Raw genomic sequence first — 22,529 nt, 5'->3', positions numbered from 1 at the left:
ATCGTTAGTATGTGTAAAGGAGAAATGAATTATAGTGGGAAATTTTGACAAATCAGGATTCTATTACATCTTTCATTGTATAAAGTCCCGGCTTTTTTCCTGCTAAAAATTTGGCCGCAGACACAGCCCCCTGTGCAAAGATTGCCTTAGAATAGGCAGTGTGACGGAACGTAACAACTTCATCCGTTCCGGCAAAAATGACGTCATGCTCCCCGACAATAGTGCCGCCGCGGACTGCACTAATACCGATTTCCTTTTTATCTCTGGCCTTTCTCACCTGGCTTCTGTCATAAACGTAATGGAATTCCTGATCCATGGTCTCGTTAATGGAATCTGCAAGAGCCAGTGCTGTGCCACTGGGTGAATCCAGTTTTTTATTGTGATGCTTTTCTAAAATTTCAATATCAAACCCGGCGTCTGCAAGCACCAATGCTGCATCTTTGATCAGCTTCATCAGCAGGTTGACTCCAAGAGACATATTGGCAGACCGAAGTACAGCCACCTGTTTTGATACTTCTTCCACCAGCTTTACCTGATCGTCAGAAAGTCCTGTTGTACACAAAACCACCGGAATATGATTTTCTACACTGTAATGAAGGAGACCTTCCACAGCTTTTGCAGAGGTGAAATCAACGATCACATCTGCTTTCACATCACAGGACTCTAATGAAGGAAAAACAGGATAGGAATTTTCCTTTGTCAAGTTGGGATCGATCCCGGCAACAATCTCTATATTATTTTCCTCTGCTGCAATACCGGAAATGACCTGTCCCATAGCCCCGTTACAGCCGTGCATTATCATCTTAATCATGATTTCCTCCATATGTATATCTTAGACGAGTTATAAAATTCCATACTCTTTCATGGCATTTTTTAATATTTCCTGATTATTTTCTTCCATTTCTGTTAAAGGAAGACGCATTGGACCTGCCTGTCTTCCCATAAGATTGAGCGCTGCTTTCACAGGTATCGGATTTACTTCACAGAACAATGCATTAATCAGCGGAATGGCTTCCAGCTGAAGTCTGGCACTGCGTTTCACATCGCCATCTAAATATGCCTGGCACATCTCATGTGTTTTTGCAGGGGCAATGTTAGAAAGTACTGAAATAACTCCTTTACCGCCTAAAGACATCATCGGTATAATCTGGTTGTCATTACCAGAATAGACATCGGCTTTTCCGTCTGTCAGGCTTAACATATCTGCAATTGCGGAAAAATCACCGCTGGCCTCTTTGACTCCTACTATGTTTGGAACATTCAGGCAGAGATCTGCGATGGTATGGGCTTTAATGGTCACCCCGGTTCTGCCTGGTATATTATATAGAAGAATCGGAATCTTTACTGCATCTGCTACAGCTTTAAAATGAGCCTTTAAACCGTTCTGTGTGGCTTTATTATAATATGGAGATACTAAAAGAAGTCCATCAGCTCCCAGCTTTTCTGCCTCTTGTGACAGATAAACCGCTGTATCTGTACAATTAGAGCCTGTTCCGGCTATAACCGGAATTCTTTGTTTCGTTACCTCACATACAAATTTGATCACATCCAGATGTTCCTCATGAGTCATCGTAGATGCTTCCCCAGTGGTTCCGCATGCAACAATCGCATCCGTTCCCTCAGTGATCTGCTCCTCAACCAGTCTTTCAAGTACCTCATAATTCACATCTCCGTTGTCTTTAAACGGAGTTACAAGCGCTACTCCAGCACCTTCATAAATTGCCATGGTCTTATCCTCCTGATTCTTTATCATTATACATAGTAAAAGCTTATCAGGCTCCTGTTACGCTCTGTCCTTCCGGGTGACAACGTAAAAACAGAGCTGACAACAGGGTCAGCTCTTAAAGTCCAGAATCTGGTAATCTCTTCGTTCTTTAAGTAGCTCCCCATCCATATGGATGACAGTCATATGGCTCTTAACCATATGCCCAGAACAGATATGTCCAGGCCATACCGTTCTTCGGCGTCTCATCCTTTCCCCCATCCTCCTCTGTACCTGATACATCGGACAGCGTACTCATAATCAACGCAACCTCTACTCTATTATGTATGTTACCATACTAACATTATTATTTTATATTGTCAACTTTAACATGACTGATTTCCAGAATACTGTCTACATAAGGTTCTATTTCTTTAGGAAATATCTTACCGGTTAATACGACCTCCATCTCATCAACTTTGGACTGGAGAAGCTTTATGAGTTCACCCGCCTCCACAATCCCCTGGTCTAAAAGCCCAAGAATTTCATCCAGAATCAGCATATCACATTCTCCAGTTGACACTACTTTTCTGGCAAAATTAAGACCATTGCGGATGTTCATGCGCTCTTCTTCCTGACGTTCAACAGACAGGTTCTCAAAGAAGCCATCGCACTTTTCAAACCAGAATATCTTCATCTCCGGTTCCAGTCTTTTTATGATTTCCGGAGAGCCACCGCCCTGACAGCCTTTCAAAAACTGGATCATGATAACCGTCCTGTTTTTCGTCAGAGCCTCGATTCCCATGCCGAGTGCAGAAGACGTCTTGCCTTTGCCTTCTCCGCATATCACCTGTATCATACCTCGATTCATCTTTCAGCACCTCATAACAGCTAAAAAGCAATTATTTACTTATTACGTTAGAACCTGCTTATCGTATCATATAATTAATATTTTTTCAAGTTTTCTTATTATTTCCTTAATATATTAAAAACAATTTATTCAGAACATTCCAGCTTGCTGACTGATACCTCATATGCCACTCTCTTCTCGCATTCCGTGTCCGTAAGCTTCTTGGTATACTCTCTGCTCTGAACTCTTCCCCAGACCTTCACTCTGGTCCCTACGGTAAAACCAGAAGCATATCTTGCATTTCTTCCCCATGCAATACAGGGTATGTAATCGGACTTTCCATAAGGGCGGTTGACTGCAAGGAGTAAATCTGCAATTTCTCTGCCCAGAGGGGTTTTTCTGTAAATGGGTGCCTTGCAGATATATCCATCCAGAAAAATTTGATTGGTTTTTGTATAGTCTGTAAACTCTTCCATAAAGTGGATCTCACGGACAAATACCGAAAGAACAAGACGGTTCTTTGTACCTTCATGACGATTATAGGAACGGAACTGACCAACCACTTCAATGGTACAACCTTCGTAATTTCCTTCCACGTCGATAAGACGCTCGGAGATCATCAGCGGAATCACATCAGCCTGTTCACTGAGACGATTCACAGCAATGTCCACCATATAGAATCCTTCTCCAAATACCTCATGGCTGAAGGTGAAGCTGGAGACAATCTCTCCGATAACGCTTACTTTGTTGTTTTCAATCATTTTTTCTGACATTGTATTTCTCCTCTTCTTTCACTAATTTGCTAATATGCTTCACAGCTAATATTAAATTTATGTGGCAGATTACACTAAAATGCTAAAAAGCATACCAAAAATATCGACAGAAGGAGGCAGAATGCACAAAAAATAATGGAGAATGCTGACTGATCGGCGATATTTCGGCGATCTGCGTCAGCATTCTCCTGTTTATAACAATTTATACTAAAGATTTTTTATTCTGTGAAGTACGTTTTCTCATGGTTGGATCCAGAATCTTTTTTCTGATCCGGAGACTGACAGGGGTAATCTCTAACAGCTCATCTACATCAATAAAATCAAGGGACTGCTCTAAACTCATCTCCTTAGGAGTGGTAAGTTTCAGTGCATCATCTGCACCGGAAGAACGGGTATTGGTCAGTTTCTTGGATTTGCAGACATTGATCTCAATATCTTCCGCCTTCGGATTCTGTCCGATAACCATACCGGAATATACCTTGACTCCGGCTCCGATAAACAGAGTTCCTCTCTCCTGGGCATTATAGAGTCCATAGGTTATGGATTCTCCGGATTCATATGCGATTAAGGATCCTGATTTTCTGTAGGACAAATCTCCCTTAAAAGGTGCGTAATCATCAAATGCAGTATTCATGATACCGTTACCCTTGGTATCAGTCATAAATTCCCCGCGGTAGCCGATTAAGCCTCTGGAAGGTATGGAAAATTCCAGTCTTGTATAGCCGCCGTTAGCCGGGCTCATTCCCTGAAGTTCACCCTTACGGCTTGTAAGCTTCTGAATGACAGCTCCGGTAAACTCTTCCGGTACATCAATATAAGCGATTTCCATAGGTTCCAGTTTTCTGTTTCTTTCGTCATAATGATACAAAACTTCCGCTTTACTTACTGCAAACTCAAACCCTTCGCGTCTCATATTCTCGATCAGAACAGATAAATGAAGTTCTCCTCTTCCTGACACCTTAAAGCAGTCCGGAGATTCTGTTTCCTCCACACGAAGGCTGACGTCGGTATTCAATTCACGGAATAAACGCTCTCTTAAATGACGGGAGGTGATGAATTTACCTTCCTGTCCAGCAAGAGGGCTGTCATTTACCATGAAATTCATTGCAATTGTAGGCTCAGAAATCTTCTGGAACGAAATGGCCTCCGGGTTTTCCACGGAGCAGAGCGTATCACCGATGTGAATATCTGCAATACCTGAGATGGCTACGATGGCACCGATTCCTGCTTCCTGTACTTCTACCTTATTAAGGCCTTCATATTCATACAGCTTGCCTACTTTAACCTTGCGGAATTTGTCAGGATCATGATGGTTCACGATGACACATTCCTGGTTCACTCTGATTTTTCCGTTATCTACTTTACCAACTCCGATTCGTCCCACATATTCATTGTAATCAATGGTACTGATTAAAAGCTGAGTAGAAGCTTCCGGATCACCTTCCGGTGCCGGAATATGATCAATAACAGTCTGGAATAAAGGAGCCATATCAACGCCTTCATCCTCAAGCTGTTTTTTTGCAAATCCTGCTTTTGCAGAAGCATAAAGGAACGGACAGTCAAGCTGTTCTTCACTGGCATCGAGATCCATGAGAAGTTCTAACACTTCTTCTTCCACTTCTTCCGGTCTGGCTTCCGGTCTGTCTATCTTATTGATGCATGCGACCACAGAAAGGCCTAATTCCAGTGCTTTTCTTAAAACAAACTTGGTCTGCGGCATAACCCCTTCGTAAGCATCTACGACCAGAATTACTCCGTTCACCATCTTTAATACACGTTCTACTTCTCCGCCGAAATCCGCATGTCCTGGTGTATCAATAATATTAATCTTTGTCTCTCCAAAATGCACTGCCGTATTCTTGGATAAGATGGTGATTCCGCGCTCTCTTTCAATATCATTGGAATCCATAACGCGTTCAACCACTTCCTGATTCTCACGGAATATACCGCTCTGCTTTAACAGGGCATCAACAAGCGTGGTTTTACCATGATCGACGTGGGCAATGATTGCCACATTCCTGACGTCTTCTCTCTTCATCTTCATAAATGTACTCTTCCTTCTGTTATTCAAAACATAATACAGGCAATTTATCCCATATCATAAAAAACTAAGGACCTTGAATGCCCTTAGTTCAATCTACATTATCACGATTTATTAGTATATCACCTGGATTAAATAATTGCAAGATTTTTTTCTCTTTTCTGTAATCCACTAACCTTCCGGAAACAGCAGGACTTCTTTTTCATGCATGCCATAATAGATGGAATCACATATCTCCAACACCACTTTGCCTCCTGTAGCCTCCGTAATATCCGTCTGAAGCTTTAAGACCTCCTCATCCGGCACAAGTACAGTAAGCATAACACGGTCTGTATATTCACTGTTTAACGTTATAAGTTTAAGCTGACCTAACAGATACTGAATTCTCCCCACTCCATTATAATCTGTATCGATTAAGAGTTTCCTGGCAGGAATCAGGGTTAGTACCGTACACGATTTGAGACCTTCTTTTACTGCGCCGGAGTAAGCTCTGACAAGCCCTCCCGTACCTAGAAGCGTGCCGCCGAAGTATCGGGTTACAACCACGCAGATATTAACGATTTCTTCTCCTTCCAAAACATCAAGCATGGGCTTTCCTGCAGTCTGGCTGGGTTCTCCGTCGTCACTGCAGCGCTTCCCTTCCCCATTCTTTCCCAAAACCCATGCATAACAGTTATGGCTGGCATCCCAGTATTTTTTACGCGTCTCCTCTATGAAAGCCTGTGCCTCTTCTTCTGTTTTTACAGGGCAGAAGCTGGCTATAAAACGGGACTTTTTTTCTGTCAGTTCACCGGTTCCTTCCTTGTATAATATTTTATAAGCTTTTCTCATAAGCATCCTCATTTCCTGTTTATAAAAAATCTCTTTCTATTATATCCAAAAACATGATCAGGATCAAGGCTGCATGTATAAATGGATCAATTTGTTCCAAAAATGGTAAGTGTTGAATTGCACGACAGTTTTTGGTATAATGATCCGGTAAAGGAGGTTTCCTATGAATTACGGCAAGCAAGAGACAGAGAGAAAGATCAAATCTGCCAATTCAAAAGCAAGGAAATATACCACAAAGGTTTTTCTTGCCTTTTTTAAAAGTCTGTTTATCCTATGCCTGTTCGGAAGCATTGTAGCCGCAAGCGTCTTACTTGGCATGGTGAAGGGAATTATAGACAATGCTCCTGATGTGGACATCTCTACCATTGTCCCCAACGAATATGCCACTACTGTTTATGACAGCGCGGGCAATGTTACTGAAACTCTGGTAACTGCTGGTTCAAACAGGGAAGAAGCCACTTACGAGGAACTTCCGAAAAATCTGGTTCATGCTTTTGTTTCCTATGAAGATTCCAGATTCTGGGAACATAACGGAATTGATCTGCGTTCCATCATGAGAGCTGTCAAAGGTGTTCTCACAGGCGATTCCACTGCCGGAGGCGGCAGCACCATCACACAGCAGCTGATTAAAAACAGTGTGTTCGGCGGTGGTATGGAAAAAAGTTTCGGGGAACGTCTGGAAAGAAAATTTCAGGAATGGTATCTTGCTATCAAACTTGACGGTGTCATGTCAAAGGAACAGATTATTACCAACTACTTAAACACCATTAATTTAGGCAATAATACTCTGGGCGTCAAAGTAGCCGCCAAGAGATACTTTAACAAGGATGTGTCTGAGCTTACATTGTCCGAATGCGCGGTTTTAGCGGGAATCACACAGAATCCGTCTAAATTCAATCCCATATCCGGTCAGAAGAGCAACTCTGAAAAGCAGAAGGTCATCCTTCAGTATATGCATGACCAGGGATATATCACAAAAGATGAGGAAGATCAGGCTCTTGCCGATGATGTCTATTCCAGAATCCAGAATGTGGACACTGTAACAAAAGAAACAGCCTCCCCATACAGTTACTTTACAGACGAACTGGTATCAGAAGTTATGACTGCCATGAAGGATCAGTTGGGCTATACGGAAACTCAGGCCCACAATATGCTATACAGCGGGGGGCTTTCCATCTATACCACCCAGGACCCTGGAATTCAGACAATCGTGGATGAAGAAATCAATAATCCGGAGAACTATTCAGCTGCAAGATATTCCATCGAATACCGGCTGTCCGTAACTCATAAGGATGGAACAACTACTCATTATTCCGAAGAAAACATCAAAAAGTATCACAAGGAACAGGGAGATAAAAGTTACGACGGTTTATATGATACCGAAGAACAGATTAATGCGGACATACAGGGCTACAAAGCCTACCAGCTGAAAGAAGGGGATACCATTATCGGTGAGCGGCTTCACAAGACCTTACAGCCACAGGCTTCCTTCGTAATCATGGATCAGAAAACCGGAGAAGTAAAAGCAATCAGCGGAGGCCGGGGGCAAAAGCTTGCAAGTCTGACACTAAACCGTGCCAGCAAAACCTATCGTCAGCCCGGTTCAACCTTTAAAGTACTCACTGCCTTTGCACCTGCCCTGGATACCTGCGGTGCCACTCTGGGATCGGTTTATTACGATTCCGTATATACCATCGGCAATAAAACCTTCTCCAACTGGTACAGCTCCGGTTATCAGGGGTACTCAAGTATTCGGGATGGCATTGTTTATTCCATGAATATTGTGGCAGTCCGCTGTCTGATGGAAACAGTTAAACCACAGCTTGGTGTTGAATACGCAAGGAATTTCGGCATCACCTCCTTAACTGATACCGACTATAATCCGGCACTGGCACTGGGCGGTATCACAAAAGGCGTATCAAACTTAGAGCTGACCGGTGCATTTGCCACCGTTGCCAATGGAGGTGTTTATACCAAACCGGTATTCTTCACAAAAATCCTGGATCATGACGGAAAGGTTCTCATTGATAATACACCTGAGACTCATCGTGTTTTAAAAGACTCCACTGCGTTCCTCTTAACGGATGCAATGGCGGCTTCCATGGAAAGCAGCCGGAAGTTCTCCAGTTCAGGTCCCAGTTCCACCAGCCCTGCAGCCAGGATTCCAGGTATGTCCGCTGCAGGAAAAAGCGGTACAACCTCCGCCAGCAACGATATCTGGTTTGTCGGTTACACACCTTATTATACAGCAGGTATCTGGGCCGGATGTGATGACAACCAGAAGCTGACAAAGAAAAATGGGGGTGCTTCCTTCCACAAAGCAATCTGGCGGAAAATCATGACCAGAGTCCATGAAGGAAAGTCTGACCCAGGGTTCCCCGTTCCCGACAGCATAGAGACCGCACAGATATGCCGGAAATCCGGCAAACTGGCAGTCACCGGCGTATGTACGGAGGACCCCAGAGGCAATGCAGTTTATACAGAATACTTTGCTAAGGGAACGGTTCCCACTGACGTATGCAACATTCACGTAAGAGCAACCGTATGTTCCGTATCCCATCAGCTGCCCTCTCCCTATTGCCCTGAGAACGAAAGGACAACCGCAGTCTTTATGGTGCTGCCAAGCGGAGAGACAGGTCAGACAGATGATTCTAAATACGCAATGCCTGGTTACTGCACAGTACATTCGGCAAACTCGTTTATTATCCCTCCGGGCACCAGTTCTTACGAAGACGATGAGACCTCGCCCCAGCAATATGCTCCAGGGTATGTACCACAAAATCCTGGCACCAGCAAGCCAAAATATCCAGAAACCAGCAAACCCAAATATCCCTGGGAAGACTATTGATAAAAAAAGAAGGACATCAGATCTGCAAAGGTCTGATGCCCTTCTTTTTTTATCAACTCAGCTTTTCATCTTCGGCTTAAACAGGATTGATCCTATATATCCAAATATTAAGGCCCCTGATATTCCTACTGCACTAGCAGTAAAGCCCCCTTTAAATATACCAAGAAATCCATCCTCTCCCATGCTTTTTAATACGCCTTTCCAGAGAGAATTACCAAACCCCAGCAACGGAACTGTTGCTCCCGCTCCTGCCCATTCACTAAAAGGCTGGTAAATCCCCAGCGCTCCAAGAATGCTGCCAGTTACCACTAGAAGTACCATAATCCGCCCAGGCATCAGTTTGGTATTATCCATCACAACCTGAACCACTGCACAGATTGCTCCTCCTACCAAAAAAGCTTTTACGTATTCCATAGCTGTCTCCTTTCTGAACTAATTACCGATATGCTCAATAACAACTCCATGAGCAATGCCGGGAATGGTTTCTCCTTCATTAAAACTGACTGTGGACAGCAGTGCTCCTGTCGGCACAAACAAAACTCGTTTCCATGTTCCCTCCTTTATTTTAGGCAATATATAGGAACAGAGAGTTGACGCTGCGCAGCCACAGCCGCTTCCGCCTGCATGTGTATCCTGGGAATCAGGATCAAATATTTCAATGCCGCAGTCTGTATGGAGAGTTTCCAGATTATGCCCTTTATTTTTCATAAAATCCAGAAGAATGGTGCGTCCTATTTTACCCAGGTCTCCTGTTATAATTTTATCATAATAATTTTCATCAACCTGAAAGTCATCGAAATTCTGCAAAATAGTGTGAAATGCAGCCGGTGCCATGGCTGCCCCCATATTCATGGAATCTTTAATACCCATATCCACCATGCGGCCGGTTGTAATACCTGTAATCGCCGCAATCCCCTCTTTTCTGTGTTTTGTGAGAATAACAGCACCGCAGCCTGTCACTGTCCAGGACGAGGAAAAAGGCCGCTGGCTTCCGTATCCCAGTGGAAAACGGAATTGCTTTTCAGCTGTGGCAAAATGGCTGGAAGCCATTGCCAATACCTTATCAGCATAACCGCCTGCAACTGTCATTGCTCCCAGATTTAAGGCTTCTCCCATGGTTGAGCATGCGCCAAAAAGACCAAACAATGGAATCTCTAAATCTACCGTACCAAACGACGTTGCAATCAGCTGACCCAGTAAATCACCAGCAAACAGATACCGGATATCTTTTTTTCTGATATCCCCTTTTTCAATTGCCAGATCTGCCGTCTGCTTCTGCAGAGCACTTTCCGCTTTCTCCCAGGTATCTGCCCCAAACATATCATCTTGTTCCACTACATCAAAAAGCTTACCTAACGGGCCTTCTCCCTCTTTTTTTCCGGCTATGGAAGCCATGCTCTCAATCACCGGAGGTTCTTCAAATTTAATGCTCGCTTTTCCAACCTGCATTTTTCTCACTCCATTTCTCTTTCCGTTTTACACGATGCCAAATGCTTTTAAAACATAGGCAATCACACCCAGTAACCATGAGCTTAATATTCCGTAAAGAATTACAGGTCCGGCAATGGTAAATATTTTACAGCCAATACCAAAAACCTGACCCTCTGCTTTAAATTCCACGGCAGGTGCCACCACGGAGTTGGCAAAGCCAGTGATTGGAACCAGAGCTCCTGCGCCACCCAACTTAGTTATTTTAGGATAGATGTTAAGCCCTGTAAGAATGACAGTGGCTGCAATTAATATCAAAGTGGTCCAGGCTGACGCCGTATCCTTTTCTACTCCCTGATTCATAATCAGAGTGGTGCAGATCTGACCGATTGTACAGATGATTCCTCCGACTATAAAAGCCTTTATAATATTGGGGATTTTTTTATTAACCGGAGTCACTTCCTTAACATAGGCTTCATAAGCTTTTTTATTTACTTCCATTATGTTCCTCCATTCTGTAACTGTTAGCTGTTATTGACCAAATCGCTCTGCAAAAAACACAAGAGAGCCGGTTAGCTTTCCAAGGGCGATGGATAGAATAATATATTGCAGCCCTACTCCCAGATTAATTCTTCTGCTGATCACCGGAAGTGCTTTTAATGTTTCTGCAAGGGACATAACCAGCAGGCCAACAAATATTCCTACTGATAATCCATATATTCCTAAAAATAAATTACCACCAAATCCTATTGGAAATTCATAGATATCATAAATATTGCCCAATACACCTCCGAGTATGATACATGATTCATAAAGCATAATGTGTTTCTTCGTATGAGTAAAACCAATCAGACGAGGAAATACACCTATGATTGCCAAAAAGGCAAAAACGCCGGCTGCTATGATGCCGCCAGCGCTTAATCCGATAAAACAAAGCAACACTTCTTTAAGAAACATCAATATCAGACTCCTTTCTCCCTTCATTCTGGATCAAAGTCTTGCTGACATTATCTTCATAAAGACGCATCTCCACCTCCAGAGGTGTGGGATCTGTATTAATCTTAATTTTTGCAAAATGATTAAAAAAACAAACAATCCCAACGGCCAGACCTACAGAATAGCTCACTTCCAGAATCGAAAACCCACTGGGCTCTTCTCTCATAATAATTTGGTAAATCTCCTTAAAAACGCCCGAAACATTTACATCATTATTAAATGTCATAATCGCAAAGGCTGCACCGCAAAAGCAGATAATACAGACAAATATTGTCTTCATCCACTGCCAGACCCAGTTTGGAGACTTAGGTTTATGGTAATCTATAATATAGTCAACCTTACCTACGTTAGTGACAGAAATAGCCGGATCCATCTCTACCAGTTTCTTAATCACATCAAGCGTACTTTCAATATAACGCTTGTTACGATCAGAATGAATGGTTTTAATCCTCAGTGCATTGCACTTATTCATAACAGCAGAATCGTCACAATAAATATCAGCTACATCTTTTAATTGTACTTCCTTATGGTGCACTTCTGTAATTTCACTGATATTTAAATACACGTTTTTGCTCATGAAACCACCATCTCCCATCCCGGAGCGGCATCAACAAGCGTTCCCTCCTTCTGGGTACCATCAGGCATCACTGCGATCATATACCAGATTGCTGCAGCAATTGCAATTAAGCATATGACCAGAAGCGTCATGACAAATTTATGTTTCATGGATTCCATACATGCTCACATCCTTTTCTCTGGTTTTTCAGAATTAGTATGAGCCGTATAAAATTTTTTATTCTACAATTTTTCGCGCATCTGTTTTAAAATCTTTTTTTCCAGTCTGGAAACCTGTACCTGGGAAATTCCCAGTTTCTCTGCGATCTGACTTTGCGTTTCATTATAATAATAACGCCGGATTATAATCTCCCTGTCTTTGTCGGACAAGTCCGTTAGCAGTTCCCGCAGCACCATACGGTTTAAAAGTTCTTCCTGAGCTGAGCTTTCTTCTTCTATTTTATCAATCAGCAGCAGGCTGTTTTCATCATTTTTATTGACAGAACGGTATAAGGATTCCACCTCAGCTCCTGCTTCTATGGAAGCTGCCACTTCTTCTTTGCTGGCCCCGATTTCTCCAGCAATCTCTTCTACTGTAGGTTCCCGTCCAAACCGGTAAATCAGTTCCTCCCGCACATTCTTTACTTTCAGTCCCATCTCTTTAATGGACCGGCTGACTTTTATGATTCCGTCATCTCGTAAAAAACGCTTAATCTCTCCTGTAATCATGGGAACGGCATAAGTGGAAAATTTGACTTCATACGTTAAATCAAATTTATCTATGGCTTTCATTAAGCCAATGCTTCCAATCTGAAATAAATCCTCAGGTTCATAACCGCGCCCTGTAAATCTGCGTACAATGCTCCAGATCAAACCGAAATTCTCGGTCACAAGCCGGTCTCTTGCCGCTTTATCTCCATCGTGAGCCATTTGTATCAATCTCATGGTCTCATCCATAGGGCTCACCTGCTAATCTTCTTTTTCATGATCACCGCAGTTCCTGCATCTGGCTCTGACTTCACTTCCACCTGATCCATAAATGCTTCCATAAAAGAGAATCCCATACCGGATCGGACTCCATCCGGATCAGTGGTAAACATTGGCTCCATTGCCTGCTTAATGTCCCTGATTCCTATCCCTGTATCGCGAATAGTAACAGTCAGTTCCTGCCCCTCAGTCATTACCTCTATGTAGATGATTCCTCCCTTCCCCTGGTATCCATGGATGACCGCATTTGTGACTGCCTCTGAGACAGCTGTTTTTACATCATCCACTTCCTCCAGAGTAGGATCCAGTCTTGCCATGAAAACGGCTACTGCTACTCTGGCAAATTCTTCATTTTGGGACAGGGCTTCCAATTCCATTTTCAGAATTTCTGGTTTGTTCTGTTCAGACATATGTTCCTCCTCAACCTGTGACTGCTGCTTCCTTAGAGTCATATAATTTCATTAATTTTAAAATTCCACCCATTTTTAAAATTCGAAGAGCCTGGGTTCCTGCTCCATAGATGGCAACACTCCCTCCGCTTAATGCCATCTGCTTATAACGGTTTAGCAGGATTCCGATTCCGGAGGAATCCATAAATTTTGTTCTTGAAAAATCAAATAATATACGGCGGATATAATTCTCGGAAAGGATTAGATCTGTTTCATATTTTAACCCGGAACAGTTATGATGATCCAGTTCCTCCGGCAGATGAACAATTAATGTCTGTCCGTCTGCCTCATACGTAAAGTGTGGTTGATTCATATGCAATACTCCTCCATTTCTTATTGTCTGTCCGTAATACCAGAGAAGAGTGTTTTTTATATGCCGAAAATAATCCGGATGAATAAAAAAAGACACCACAAAAAAAATAATTCTTCTGTAGTGTCTTTTCGAATTCTGCCATTAAAACCCTCGTTCTGATTTTGCCTTAGCAGATAACGTTTCGTCTTTGCTGTTATTGATGATATCAGAAAACAACGCATTGGCCTGGTCCTTCTGATCCATTCCCTTGTATATGACAGCTGTATTGAATTTTGCCTGCCAGCTGTCTGGTTTTAACTCGATACATTTCGCATAGTAGTTCAGGGCCGACTGATTATCTCCTGATTTCATGGCTTTATCACCCAGATCTTCTAAAATAGGGCAGCCATTCTGCGTCATATCCTTTTTTATCTCGACTATTATCGCCTGAACATCTGCTGATGCAATCAGTTCCGGATTAAGTCCTGCATAGATTTTAACTGCAGATGGAAAATCATCTTTTTTATATGCCTGCAAAATACCGATCACAGCCTGGTACTGAGCCAGGATGCTGTCAGAGTTGTTGGTTAAGGATGCCAAAGATTCCTCAGCTGTCTTCTTTTCAGATTCCAGAGATTTAAGCTGCTGGGATAAAAGATCCACCTTCTGATTGGCCTGGCTTAACTGCTCGCTGTATTTTAACATCTCTTTGTTATGATTTTCATTGATGGATTTGGTATTCGCCGGCATAACCAGAAAGAACACCACTGCCGCTCCAAGCAGCAGGCCTGCCAGTATATTTAAAATTGCCTGATCCCTGGTGTTTTCCTTATAGCTTGGCGGGATAATCACATCATCATCCTGCATCTGTCTATGGGAGAGCACATTCTTGAGTTTTCTTTTTTCCGGTTCCCGCTCTGGCTTTATCCTGGTACCGGTATCTTTCATAATTGACTTGTAATAAAGCGCTTTTGTATTATTATGATCAATCTGCAGCACCTTATTAAGTGCTTTCCCCGCTTTCTGGTGATCCTCCCTGACTATGCACAACAGTGCAAATAAAAGCTGGGCTTTTATATAATTAGGCTTGTCCTCCACTGCTTTATTCAACTGCAGGATGGCCAGGTCCTCACTTCCGCTTTTGATATAGGCAAGTGCCTGATTAAACCGGCGCACTGCCTTTCGTTCCAGATCCATGGTTCCTTTTTTCTTTTGAATCGATTCCAGGTAATAATCGGCACGGTTGTCCTCCGGCTGCAGATTCTTACTGATGACCCATTGAACCAATGCATCGCCGACCTCTCCCACCTCATAGTAAATGAGACCCAGCAGATTCCTTGCATCTGTCATATATTTATTAAAATGAAGACATTTTTTTAAACAATCGGCTGATCCGGATAAATCCCTTAGCTTAGCCTTCTCTAATCCCATATTATAATAGCTGTTTGCTATCACCCGGATTTTTCTTTCATAATCCATATTCTATCCGCCTATTCCTTGGTGACTTCTTTTATCAGATTCATTATAAGATCGTTCATATCAGTGATATCACTTCTTACAATGGCATCTTCCACTGCATCAACCTCCAGGCTGGGCCTGTACTCATTCATCTCAGAATCAAAATCAATCATATCCATTCCTCCTTAAAGCTGCTTTTAATTCACCCATTAAATAAAGAGAGCCTGCACAAAACAGCAGATGATCGTCATCCTGTTTATCAAGCATATAGAAAAATGCCTCCTCTGCGCCTGAGAAGCCTGTAATTGTGCAGCAGGCTGCTTCCTCAAACTCCCGAAAGATTACATCTGTTTCTAATCCCCTGTCAGAATCGATATGAGTCACCGCCACTTCATCTAATGGCAGGCTGTTCCCGATCATCTTTATCATATCATGATAATTCTTATCGGATACAGCAGAAAATAAAAGATTTGCTCTTTTTTTCCTGTCTGTACACAGGTTTAAAGCTGTCCATACAAACTCCTCAATTCCTCCCGGGTTATGTGCTCCATCTAAAAATACTCCCGGATAAACCTCTTCCATCCTTGCCGGCCAATTCATTCGCAAAAAACCTTCTCTAATCTGCTCCCCGGCCCGCTCGGAACTCAGTAATCCGGATACTTCCGCTGCCCGCAATGCTAACAGTGCATTCATTACCTGGTATCTGGCCACAGAAGGAATAACAGCCTGATAAACATGTCCATTCACACCTGTAAATTCCACATAAAAACGGTTATCTTCAAATCGGATTATCCGATAACAGTGGCTGCTTGTTTCATAATAAGGAGATTCCTGCTCCAGTGCCCTGTTTCTGATCACTTCAGAAACATTCTGCTGGTTCCCGTCAAAAACCACCGGAATATTCTTTTTAATGATTCCGGCCTTCTCCGAGGCAATCTTTTCTACTGTATCACCTAAATATTCCATATGATCCATGCTGACAGAAGTGATAACAGATACCAGCGGGTGCCGGATGACATTGGTCGTGTCAAGCCTTCCGCCCAGTCCCACTTCCAAAATCACAAGATCAACGTTTGATTTACGGAATAAATCCATAGCCATATAAAATAAAAATTCAAAGTAAGACGGATGGCTGTACCCTCTTTTCATCATCCGTTCTGAAAGTGCCTGTACAGTCTTAAAGCTGTCTGAAAAGGCGGATTCTGATGTCATCTCTCCATTTACGCAAAACCGTTCTCTGATTTCTATGAGATGAGGGGAGGTAAAGGTCCCCACCTGATATCCTGCTTGCAGAAAGACGGACTGCAGAAAGGCACATACAGAACCTTTTCCATTCGTTCCCGCTACATGAATAATTCTCATGGCCTCATCCGGCTCGCCAAGCTCCATCAGAAACGTTCGAATCACTTCCAGTGAATTCTTTTTTTTCGTCCACATTGGGATACGGCTTATATATTCTTCTGCCGTTTCTTCACATCTCATCCTTTAAGTACCAACTTCCCTGCTAAAATTCCTGGATCAATTACTTTATTAAGATAAAAAAATGGACTAATCGAGCTTCCTCAATTAATTATAATATATGTCTGTCAATATGCAACCCATTTCTTTCGCAAAAAGCCCTTTATTTCTACATCCTGCTCCTGTTTATTGCCTGAAAGGGACAAAATCTGGTATAACGCAAAATAGGGAATACCAAAATATGGCACCCCCTGTCCTCTGATCCGTATTGCTTTTATTCTCCGCAATAGGCAATAGCTTCGATTTCCACTAATGCATCTTTTGGAAGAGCTGCCACTCCAAATGCTGCTCTGGCAGGGCATTCTCCCTGAAAGAAGGTTGCATAAACTTCATTCATAGCCGCAAAATCATTAATATCCTTTAATAATACGGTTGTTTTAACCACGTTCTCCATAGTTAAACCACCGCTTTCCAATATGGCCTTTATATTTGTCAAAGACTGTCTCGTCTGAGCTGCAATATCCGCACCTGCAAATGTACCGGTAGCCGGGTCTATGGGAAGCTGACCGGAAACGAACACATAATCGCCTCCGCGAACTCCCTGAGAATAAGGACCAATTGCTGCCGGAGCCTTTTCTGTCGCCAAAACTTTTTTCATAATTATGTATCTCCTTTCGTTTATTACAATGATAGTTCTAGATTAACACACATTCCTTAAATGTCAAGAAAATCTTTTTGGTGTGCTAAAAAAAATTTAGTTCAGGGGGTACTTTTCCCCCTTGTCATCTGGTATTGAATACTATATAATATGATGAAGGGGATTATCACATGTGCGGAGCGATTCCCTGCAGAACGGAGGACATATGAAAACCAACGAAGAGCGAATGCAGGATATCTTAGAGCATCTGGATGGATTGCGGTATATCAAACCGGACTCCATACCAAATATTGATTTATATATGGATCAGGTCACAACTTTCATGGATAAGCATTTGAGTGATACGAAACGCTACACTGATGATAAGGTCTTAACAAAGACCATGATCAACAACTATGCCAAGAACAATCTTCTTCCGGCTCCCTATAAAAAGAAATATACGAAAGAACATATGCTTCTTCTTATATTCATCTATTATTTTAAAAATTTATTATCATTTAATGATATTGAACTGCTTTTTAATCCGATTACGGAAAAACACTTTAATCCTTCCAACGGCATGCCTTTAGAAACAATCTATGAAGAGATCTTCTCTCAGGAAGAAACCGAATTAAAGCGAATCAAATCCGACATACTGGAGAAGTACCAGCATTCCTGCAAAACCTTTGAAGATAAAGGAGTTGAGGGTGATGATCTGGAATACTTACAGCTTTTTTCCTGGATCTGTGAATTATCCTTTGATGTATATGTTAAGAAACAGGTGGTCGAGCAGCTTATAGACAGTTTAGGAGAGGACCAGGCATTTAATAAGAAAAAATAAACGAACAGGGGCCAAGAACCGGAAAACGGACTTGTCCCCTGCTTTATTATATCTCTTTCTTTTCTTCCAGACGCTTAAATACCATATCATATCCGTCATTGCCGTAGTTTAAAGAACGGTTCACACGGCTGATGGTCGCAGTGGAAGCTCCTGTCTTTTCTGCAATTTCCAGATAAGTTCTGCCTTCACGAAGCATCTTTGCCACTTCATATCTTTGAGATAAGCTTAACAACTCATTGACTGTACACACATCCTCAAAAAACGTATAACACTCCTCCGGTGTTTTTAAGGTTAAAATAGCTTCAAACAGATGGTCAACTGCATCTGTCTTAATTTTTTTATTCATTGAGATCTATCCCCTTTTTATTCCTTATGGTCTATCTGTATATTAACATATTAACGTTATAAAATCCACCCCTTGAGATATCAGGAAAGCATAAATTTTTCCACTACCAAAGCAATACCGTCATCATTATTGGAAGCAGTCACATAATCAGCCGCCTTTCTCACAGGTAAAACTGCATTCTCCATGGCCACACCAAGCCCGGCGTACCGGATCATGGACAAATCATTGTAGCCGTCGCCGCAGGCAATCATCTCTTCCCGGCTCATATGAAGTTTTAAAAGAAGCCGCTCCAGGCTTGCTGCTTTATCAATCCCTTTTGGCAGAATCTCAAGAAAGTACGGTTCAGACCGGTATACGCTGTAATCACGTCCCAGTGCTGCCTTAACCCGTGGCTCTACCATAGCAAGATAGTCTCCCTCTTCCAGCATCAGATATTTCACCACAGGAAAGCTTACGTAGCTTTCCATATCTTCCACTTCCCTGACCTCCAGCTTATTAATTGCAGATTCTTTACCTACATACTCATCGTCTGCATTCCCGGTTATGATTAAGTCCTCTTCATAGGTTAAGATATTCACACCATATTCCTTCGCCATGCGAATGATCTTCTGGTTGGAAGCAACCGGCAGTTCCTTTGCAAAAATGGTTTCACCCGTTTTACAGTCTATGATGCGTCCTCCGTTAAAGGATAAGATATAACCGCCAGTCTCATGAAGCTTTAATTCTCTTGCAATGGGCATGACTCCATAAGTTGGACGGCCCGAAGCCAAAACAATCACTCCGCCCAACCGTTGCAATTTAAAAAGTGCTTCTTTTGTTCTGGGTGTGATCTCTTTATCCCGGTTCGTCAGCGTCCCATCCAAATCAAGCACTATCATTCGATATTTCATTGCATTTCTCCTGCTTTTGTAAATTTTACTATAGCAGTATATCACAGTTTTACCGCATATACCATCTTAAAATAAGAAAATATCCATTCCATCGTAAACTCTGCCTGTCAGACATCATAGGATTTTATTAGGAGGATGAATGGAGGAGAATCAAATGAAAAAAGTAATTGCAATCTTTTTAACCGCATTTATGGTCGCCGGATGCCTGTCCGGATGCAGAACAACGTCCAGGAAACAAATCAGGCCTCTTTTTTTCCATGTATCCGCCCAGATCTTTATACTTTAAATTTTTTTAAGACAAGGTACTTTCCTATATAACGGCAATACAATGTAGTATTAAGATTTGATAAGGAGGATTTTATGAGAAAAGCCTGTCACTCTTTTATAATGGCCATTCTTACCGGAGTGTCATTGCTAAGTTTAACCGCCTGTGGTTCAAAAGCTGATTCGTCGGACTTAACACCGGTCAAATTAAATGAAGTTGCCCATTCCATCTTTTATGCTCCCCAGTATGCAGCCATTGAACTGGGGTATTTTGAGGACGAGGGCATTCATTTGACCTTAGTAAACGGAGCCGGCGCTGATAAGGTTATGACTGCTCTCATATCCGGTGATGCGGATATCGGCTTTATGGGCTCAGAGGCCTCAATCTATACTTATGCTAACGGTTCCCAGGATTACGCAGTTAATTTTGCCCAGCTGACACAGCGGGCAGGCAATTTCCTTGTAGGAAGAAGCGAACAGCCTGATTTTAAATGGACGGACTTAAAAGGGAAAAAAGTACTGGGAGGCAGAGCCGGCGGAATGCCCCAAATGGTATTTGAATACATTCTGAAAAAGAACGGAATTGATCCTGCTGCTGATCTCACCATTGACCAAAGCATCAGCTTTGGTTTGACAGCCGCTGCCTTTACCAGCGATGACGCTGATTATACCGTTGAATTTGAGCCGTTTGCCACTGGACTGGAAAAAGAAGAAAACGGCTTTGTAGTCGCCTCTCTCGGCGTGGACTCCGGTTATGTTCCCTACACTGCCTACAGCGCAAAAAAGAGTTTTCTGGAAAAGAATCCAGAGGCAGTGCAGAAATTCACCAATGCAATTCAAAAAGGCCTGAAATACGTAAATTCCCACTCATCTGAAGAAATTGCAAAGGTAATACAGCCCCAGTTTAAGGAAACCGACGTAAAAACCATTGCAGCCATTGTAGACCGTTACAAAGCACAGGATACATGGAAAAAAGATACTGTTTTTAACAAAGACAGCTTTGAACTTTTAGAGAATATTCTGGAGGAGGCGGGTCAGCTGAAAGACCGTGTTCCTTATGAGGAATTGGTAACAACAGAATTTTCTGAGAAGGCAGTAAAATAAACCAATCAAGGGGACAATTCAAAAAGCAATTGTCCCCTTGACATTGACATTATGAGGTATTATCTATGGATATTCAACTGAATCAGGTATTGAATCCCACTAATGAACAACGGCTGGAAATGATTAAAAATTCATTGGAAACGGCTGGCCGATCAGAAGATTATGAATATATTGTCCGTTTACTGAGTCCTCCCCCGGATATTACAAATTATGCACAGCCTGGAGAACTAAAAGGTGTAAAAATCGGCGTGATAGGCGGCGGCCTGGCCGGTTTATCTGCTGCATTCGAGCTTCGAAAGCTGGGAGCCGATATTACGATTCTGGAGGCAAATGACAGCAGAATCGGAGGAAGAGTTTATACATACTATTTTGATGAGGAAGGTAAATATTATAACGAATTCGGCGCTCACAGAATACCGGTTACCCACCAAACCACCTGGCACTACATCAATTTGTTCGGCTTAAATACCTTTCCTCTGTCTTTAAGGAAACGCAACAACTTTTTATATGTTCATAATACCCGTTTGAGAACAACAGACTCCATTGAGGAGATCCTTTATCCCCTGTACAATTTAACTCCCCAGGAGCGAAACACTCCCTGGCCGGAGCTCAATGACTATGCCTTTTTATATCCGATGATGCAGCTTCCTCCTGATATCCGTTCAGAGCTAATACAGATTCTACCGAATTATTCCCCAGAATACCTGACTCTTGCAAACTATTCCGTCCGGCAGACTCTGGAAAATCTGGGATTGAGCCAGGGAGCAATCAGCCTGATCTCAGGAGTGGATCCGGGAACGGGAGCTTTACTTGATATCAGTTACGCGGAAACTGTTCAGGAAGAGTATACCATGGACTACCGTAACACCTATACCATAGAGGGGGGAATTGTAAACCTGCCATATGCTTTTATCCAGTCTTTCTTTACTGACAAACCACCCCAATATCAAGCGATTCCATCCTCCAGTCTGGGTACAGTTACTTACTGGCCCGGTCAGACGGTAACAGGCATTTATGAGATGCAAAACAGCAGCAAGATTGTACTGACCCACCGCAATGTACAGGATTTAAGCAGCACTGCCGATGCTTATGATTACGTTGTATGTGCAATCCCTTACTCCACTCTGAGGGAAGTGGACATCAAGCCATATTTCAGCAATCGAAAAATGCAGGCTATTTTAGAGTATAATTATACGAATTCACAAAAGACCTTCTTTTTATGCAGAGAACGATTTTGGGAACAAGATACGGATTATGGACGAATGGTAGGAGGATTTTCACGGACAGATCTTCCGATTCAATACATCTTCTATCCGGGAGATCACCTTCTATGTCCGGATCTTTCTTCCTGTTCGCCCAATGAACCTGGTGTACTGATCGCTTCCTATAATTATCATATGAATGCGACTAGAGTAGGAAATATGAAAGAAAATCTTCGATTTGAATATATAAAAGAAAGCGTGGAGGAAGTACACGGATTACCAGGAGGATTCTTAGATTCCGTTGTGGCAGACCATAAGACAGTAGTTTGGGATAATGAGCCTTATAACCGTGGGGCTTTTGCTGAGGCACTCCCAGGTCAGAAACAGTTGTTTGCTTATGAAATGCAAAAGCCCGAATTTAATCAGAGGATTTTCTTCGCCGGTGAACATTTGTCCACAAAGCATGCCTGGATGCAGGGGGCATTGTATACGGGTATGAATGCTGCCAATCAGCTGGCCAGCTCTTTTCACAGACAGCAGGCAAAAATACCTGATTATTCCTTTTTTATTTAGTGGT

The 22,529-nt window shown here is 42.5% G+C and carries 26 protein-coding genes and 1 riboswitch; of the genes, 5 read left to right on the top strand and 21 right to left on the bottom strand.

Annotation, left to right across the window (positions count from 1 at the left end; translation table 11 throughout):
- Positions 1–52: 52 nt before the first annotated feature.
- The 6 genes from dapB to RZO55_RS04535 all read right to left on the bottom strand — a co-directional run bounded on the left by dapB (position 53) and on the right by RZO55_RS04535 (position 6,197).
- The gene (dapB, locus tag RZO55_RS04560; protein WP_318063107.1) at positions 53–811 is read right to left on the bottom strand and encodes a 4-hydroxy-tetrahydrodipicolinate reductase; all 759 of its coding nucleotides are present in this window, start codon (positions 809–811) and stop codon (positions 53–55) included.
- 30 nt (positions 812–841) lie between these two features.
- Positions 842–1,726 (bottom strand): 4-hydroxy-tetrahydrodipicolinate synthase, encoded by an 885-nt coding sequence (gene dapA / locus RZO55_RS04555; RefSeq protein WP_318063106.1) that lies wholly within the window; start codon positions 1,724–1,726, stop codon positions 842–844.
- A gap of 145 nt (positions 1,727–1,871) precedes the next feature.
- Positions 1,872–2,046: riboswitch (Lysine riboswitch) on the bottom strand.
- 23 nt (positions 2,047–2,069) lie between these two features.
- Complete coding sequence (locus RZO55_RS04550; RefSeq protein ID WP_318063105.1) at positions 2,070–2,573, bottom strand: cob(I)yrinic acid a,c-diamide adenosyltransferase; 504 nt, start codon at positions 2,571–2,573, stop codon at positions 2,070–2,072.
- A gap of 125 nt (positions 2,574–2,698) precedes the next feature.
- Positions 2,699–3,325, bottom strand: a complete 627-nt coding sequence (locus tag RZO55_RS04545; protein WP_318063104.1) for a single-stranded DNA-binding protein — start codon at positions 3,323–3,325, stop codon at positions 2,699–2,701.
- Between the two features lie 202 nt (positions 3,326–3,527).
- On the bottom strand, positions 3,528–5,369 hold the full coding sequence (gene typA / locus RZO55_RS04540) for a translational GTPase TypA (RefSeq protein ID WP_318063103.1): 1,842 nt from the start codon (positions 5,367–5,369) through the stop codon (positions 3,528–3,530).
- A 168-nt stretch (positions 5,370–5,537) separates the two neighbouring features.
- Positions 5,538–6,197: a YigZ family protein gene (locus tag RZO55_RS04535; protein WP_318063102.1), complete on the bottom strand. Its 660-nt coding sequence runs from the start codon at positions 6,195–6,197 to the stop codon at positions 5,538–5,540.
- Between the two features lie 163 nt (positions 6,198–6,360).
- On the opposite strand from RZO55_RS04535, the gene RZO55_RS04530 reads away from it, so the two are divergent.
- Positions 6,361–9,045: a transglycosylase domain-containing protein gene (locus RZO55_RS04530; protein WP_318063101.1), complete on the top strand. Its 2,685-nt coding sequence runs from the start codon at positions 6,361–6,363 to the stop codon at positions 9,043–9,045.
- Between the two features lie 57 nt (positions 9,046–9,102).
- Here the strand turns inward: RZO55_RS04530 and spoVAE are convergent, their stop codons facing one another.
- The 13 genes from spoVAE to RZO55_RS04465 all read right to left on the bottom strand — a co-directional run bounded on the left by spoVAE (position 9,103) and on the right by RZO55_RS04465 (position 17,326).
- A complete protein-coding gene (spoVAE, locus tag RZO55_RS04525; protein WP_318063100.1) occupies positions 9,103–9,459 on the bottom strand; it encodes a stage V sporulation protein AE in 357 nt (118 codons plus the stop codon).
- A gap of 18 nt (positions 9,460–9,477) precedes the next feature.
- Complete coding sequence (gene spoVAD, locus RZO55_RS04520; protein ID WP_318063099.1) at positions 9,478–10,494, bottom strand: stage V sporulation protein AD; 1,017 nt, start codon at positions 10,492–10,494, stop codon at positions 9,478–9,480.
- Positions 10,495–10,521: 27 nt separating this feature from the next.
- Entirely contained in the window at positions 10,522–10,974 is a 453-nt protein-coding gene (locus RZO55_RS04515) for a SpoVA/SpoVAEb family sporulation membrane protein (RefSeq protein ID WP_318063098.1), read from the bottom strand.
- A 30-nt stretch (positions 10,975–11,004) separates the two neighbouring features.
- The gene (locus RZO55_RS04510) at positions 11,005–11,430 is read right to left on the bottom strand and encodes a stage V sporulation protein AB (RefSeq protein ID WP_336624254.1); all 426 of its coding nucleotides are present in this window, start codon (positions 11,428–11,430) and stop codon (positions 11,005–11,007) included.
- On the bottom strand, positions 11,420–12,046 hold the full coding sequence (locus tag RZO55_RS04505; RefSeq protein ID WP_318063096.1) for a stage V sporulation protein AA: 627 nt from the start codon (positions 12,044–12,046) through the stop codon (positions 11,420–11,422). The genes RZO55_RS04510 and RZO55_RS04505 overlap by 11 nt, the downstream gene beginning before the upstream one ends.
- The gene (locus RZO55_RS04500; RefSeq protein ID WP_318063095.1) at positions 12,043–12,204 is read right to left on the bottom strand and encodes a hypothetical protein; all 162 of its coding nucleotides are present in this window, start codon (positions 12,202–12,204) and stop codon (positions 12,043–12,045) included. Before RZO55_RS04500 ends, RZO55_RS04505 begins: the two co-directional genes overlap by 4 nt.
- Positions 12,205–12,267: 63 nt before the next feature.
- Positions 12,268–12,981, bottom strand: a complete 714-nt coding sequence (sigF, locus tag RZO55_RS04495) for an RNA polymerase sporulation sigma factor SigF (RefSeq protein WP_318063094.1) — start codon at positions 12,979–12,981, stop codon at positions 12,268–12,270.
- Between the two features lie 5 nt (positions 12,982–12,986).
- Positions 12,987–13,421 carry an anti-sigma F factor gene (gene spoIIAB, locus RZO55_RS04490; RefSeq protein WP_318063092.1) on the bottom strand — a complete coding sequence of 145 codons (435 nt, stop codon included), beginning with the start codon at positions 13,419–13,421 and terminating at the stop codon, positions 12,987–12,989.
- Between the two features lie 10 nt (positions 13,422–13,431).
- Complete coding sequence (locus tag RZO55_RS04485; protein ID WP_097005019.1) at positions 13,432–13,773, bottom strand: STAS domain-containing protein; 342 nt, start codon at positions 13,771–13,773, stop codon at positions 13,432–13,434.
- A 141-nt stretch (positions 13,774–13,914) separates the two neighbouring features.
- A complete protein-coding gene (locus tag RZO55_RS04480; RefSeq protein ID WP_318063091.1) occupies positions 13,915–15,231 on the bottom strand; it encodes a tetratricopeptide repeat protein in 1,317 nt (438 codons plus the stop codon).
- Between the two features lie 11 nt (positions 15,232–15,242).
- Complete coding sequence (locus RZO55_RS04475; RefSeq protein WP_166432574.1) at positions 15,243–15,383, bottom strand: hypothetical protein; 141 nt, start codon at positions 15,381–15,383, stop codon at positions 15,243–15,245.
- On the bottom strand, positions 15,376–16,647 hold the full coding sequence (locus RZO55_RS04470) for a bifunctional folylpolyglutamate synthase/dihydrofolate synthase (protein WP_318063090.1): 1,272 nt from the start codon (positions 16,645–16,647) through the stop codon (positions 15,376–15,378). Before RZO55_RS04470 ends, RZO55_RS04475 begins: the two co-directional genes overlap by 8 nt.
- A gap of 295 nt (positions 16,648–16,942) precedes the next feature.
- Complete coding sequence (locus RZO55_RS04465; protein WP_318063089.1) at positions 16,943–17,326, bottom strand: RidA family protein; 384 nt, start codon at positions 17,324–17,326, stop codon at positions 16,943–16,945.
- Positions 17,327–17,531: 205 nt separating this feature from the next.
- On the opposite strand from RZO55_RS04465, the gene RZO55_RS04460 reads away from it, so the two are divergent.
- Complete coding sequence (locus tag RZO55_RS04460) at positions 17,532–18,146, top strand: DUF1836 domain-containing protein (protein WP_318063088.1); 615 nt, start codon at positions 17,532–17,534, stop codon at positions 18,144–18,146.
- A 46-nt stretch (positions 18,147–18,192) separates the two neighbouring features.
- On the opposite strand, the gene RZO55_RS04455 is transcribed toward RZO55_RS04460, so the two are convergent.
- Together RZO55_RS04455 and RZO55_RS04450 are read right to left on the bottom strand one after the other, a co-directional pair.
- Positions 18,193–18,492 carry a YerC/YecD family TrpR-related protein gene (locus RZO55_RS04455; protein ID WP_097005014.1) on the bottom strand — a complete coding sequence of 100 codons (300 nt, stop codon included), beginning with the start codon at positions 18,490–18,492 and terminating at the stop codon, positions 18,193–18,195.
- A gap of 80 nt (positions 18,493–18,572) precedes the next feature.
- Positions 18,573–19,382: a Cof-type HAD-IIB family hydrolase gene (locus RZO55_RS04450; RefSeq protein WP_318063087.1), complete on the bottom strand. Its 810-nt coding sequence runs from the start codon at positions 19,380–19,382 to the stop codon at positions 18,573–18,575.
- A 139-nt stretch (positions 19,383–19,521) separates the two neighbouring features.
- On the opposite strand from RZO55_RS04450, the gene RZO55_RS04445 reads away from it, so the two are divergent.
- From RZO55_RS04445 to RZO55_RS04435, 3 genes are all read left to right on the top strand, one after another.
- Positions 19,522–19,668: a hypothetical protein gene (locus RZO55_RS04445; RefSeq protein WP_318063086.1), complete on the top strand. Its 147-nt coding sequence runs from the start codon at positions 19,522–19,524 to the stop codon at positions 19,666–19,668.
- Between the two features lie 74 nt (positions 19,669–19,742).
- Entirely contained in the window at positions 19,743–20,750 is a 1,008-nt protein-coding gene (locus RZO55_RS04440; protein ID WP_318063085.1) for an ABC transporter substrate-binding protein, read from the top strand.
- A 65-nt stretch (positions 20,751–20,815) separates the two neighbouring features.
- Positions 20,816–22,525 carry a flavin monoamine oxidase family protein gene (locus RZO55_RS04435; protein ID WP_318063084.1) on the top strand — a complete coding sequence of 570 codons (1,710 nt, stop codon included), beginning with the start codon at positions 20,816–20,818 and terminating at the stop codon, positions 22,523–22,525.
- Positions 22,526–22,529 lie beyond the last annotated feature (4 nt).

The sequence above is a fragment of the Clostridium boliviensis genome (genome assembly GCF_033342255.1).
In the GTDB taxonomy this organism is placed as follows: Bacteria; Bacillota; Clostridia; order Lachnospirales; family Lachnospiraceae; genus Lacrimispora; species Lacrimispora boliviensis.
Note: the sequence above shows the minus strand (reverse complement) of the source record. Positions and strands in the feature narration are given on the sequence as shown.

Excerpts from the sequence above, each read along its gene's own strand:
- RZO55_RS04440 (WP_318063085.1), top strand. The coding sequence starts at position 19,743 with ATGAGAAAAGCCTGTCACTCTTTTATAATGGCCATTCTTACCGGAGTG.
- dapA (WP_318063106.1), bottom strand. The coding sequence starts at position 1,726 with ATGGCAATTTATGAAGGTGCTGGAGTAGCGCTTGTAACTCCGTTTAAA.
- RZO55_RS04515 (WP_318063098.1), bottom strand. The coding sequence starts at position 10,974 with ATGGAAGTAAATAAAAAAGCTTATGAAGCCTATGTTAAGGAAGTGACT.
- RZO55_RS04550 (WP_318063105.1), bottom strand. The coding sequence starts at position 2,573 with ATGAATCGAGGTATGATACAGGTGATATGCGGAGAAGGCAAAGGCAAG.
- sigF (WP_318063094.1), bottom strand. The coding sequence starts at position 12,981 with ATGGATGAGACCATGAGATTGATACAAATGGCTCACGATGGAGATAAA.
- RZO55_RS04505 (WP_318063096.1), bottom strand. The coding sequence starts at position 12,046 with ATGAGCAAAAACGTGTATTTAAATATCAGTGAAATTACAGAAGTGCAC.
- RZO55_RS04460 (WP_318063088.1), top strand. The coding sequence starts at position 17,532 with ATGAAAACCAACGAAGAGCGAATGCAGGATATCTTAGAGCATCTGGAT.
- RZO55_RS04485 (WP_097005019.1), bottom strand. The coding sequence starts at position 13,773 with ATGAATCAACCACACTTTACGTATGAGGCAGACGGACAGACATTAATT.
- RZO55_RS04435 (WP_318063084.1), top strand. The coding sequence starts at position 20,816 with ATGGATATTCAACTGAATCAGGTATTGAATCCCACTAATGAACAACGG.
- RZO55_RS04465 (WP_318063089.1), bottom strand. The coding sequence starts at position 17,326 with ATGAAAAAAGTTTTGGCGACAGAAAAGGCTCCGGCAGCAATTGGTCCT.
- RZO55_RS04545 (WP_318063104.1), bottom strand. The coding sequence starts at position 3,325 with ATGTCAGAAAAAATGATTGAAAACAACAAAGTAAGCGTTATCGGAGAG.
- RZO55_RS04470 (WP_318063090.1), bottom strand. The coding sequence starts at position 16,647 with ATGTGGACGAAAAAAAAGAATTCACTGGAAGTGATTCGAACGTTTCTG.
- RZO55_RS04445 (WP_318063086.1), top strand. The coding sequence starts at position 19,522 with ATGGAGGAGAATCAAATGAAAAAAGTAATTGCAATCTTTTTAACCGCA.
- RZO55_RS04510 (WP_336624254.1), bottom strand. The coding sequence starts at position 11,430 with ATGTTTCTTAAAGAAGTGTTGCTTTGTTTTATCGGATTAAGCGCTGGC.
- spoVAD (WP_318063099.1), bottom strand. The coding sequence starts at position 10,494 with ATGCAGGTTGGAAAAGCGAGCATTAAATTTGAAGAACCTCCGGTGATT.
- RZO55_RS04535 (WP_318063102.1), bottom strand. The coding sequence starts at position 6,197 with ATGAGAAAAGCTTATAAAATATTATACAAGGAAGGAACCGGTGAACTG.
- RZO55_RS04500 (WP_318063095.1), bottom strand. The coding sequence starts at position 12,204 with ATGGAATCCATGAAACATAAATTTGTCATGACGCTTCTGGTCATATGC.
- RZO55_RS04450 (WP_318063087.1), bottom strand. The coding sequence starts at position 19,382 with ATGAAATATCGAATGATAGTGCTTGATTTGGATGGGACGCTGACGAAC.
- RZO55_RS04480 (WP_318063091.1), bottom strand. The coding sequence starts at position 15,231 with ATGGATTATGAAAGAAAAATCCGGGTGATAGCAAACAGCTATTATAAT.
- spoVAE (WP_318063100.1), bottom strand. The coding sequence starts at position 9,459 with ATGGAATACGTAAAAGCTTTTTTGGTAGGAGGAGCAATCTGTGCAGTG.
- RZO55_RS04455 (WP_097005014.1), bottom strand. The coding sequence starts at position 18,492 with ATGAATAAAAAAATTAAGACAGATGCAGTTGACCATCTGTTTGAAGCT.
- RZO55_RS04530 (WP_318063101.1), top strand. The coding sequence starts at position 6,361 with ATGAATTACGGCAAGCAAGAGACAGAGAGAAAGATCAAATCTGCCAAT.
- dapB (WP_318063107.1), bottom strand. The coding sequence starts at position 811 with ATGATTAAGATGATAATGCACGGCTGTAACGGGGCTATGGGACAGGTC.
- spoIIAB (WP_318063092.1), bottom strand. The coding sequence starts at position 13,421 with ATGTCTGAACAGAACAAACCAGAAATTCTGAAAATGGAATTGGAAGCC.
- RZO55_RS04475 (WP_166432574.1), bottom strand. The coding sequence starts at position 15,383 with ATGATTGATTTTGATTCTGAGATGAATGAGTACAGGCCCAGCCTGGAG.
- typA (WP_318063103.1), bottom strand. The coding sequence starts at position 5,369 with ATGAAGATGAAGAGAGAAGACGTCAGGAATGTGGCAATCATTGCCCAC.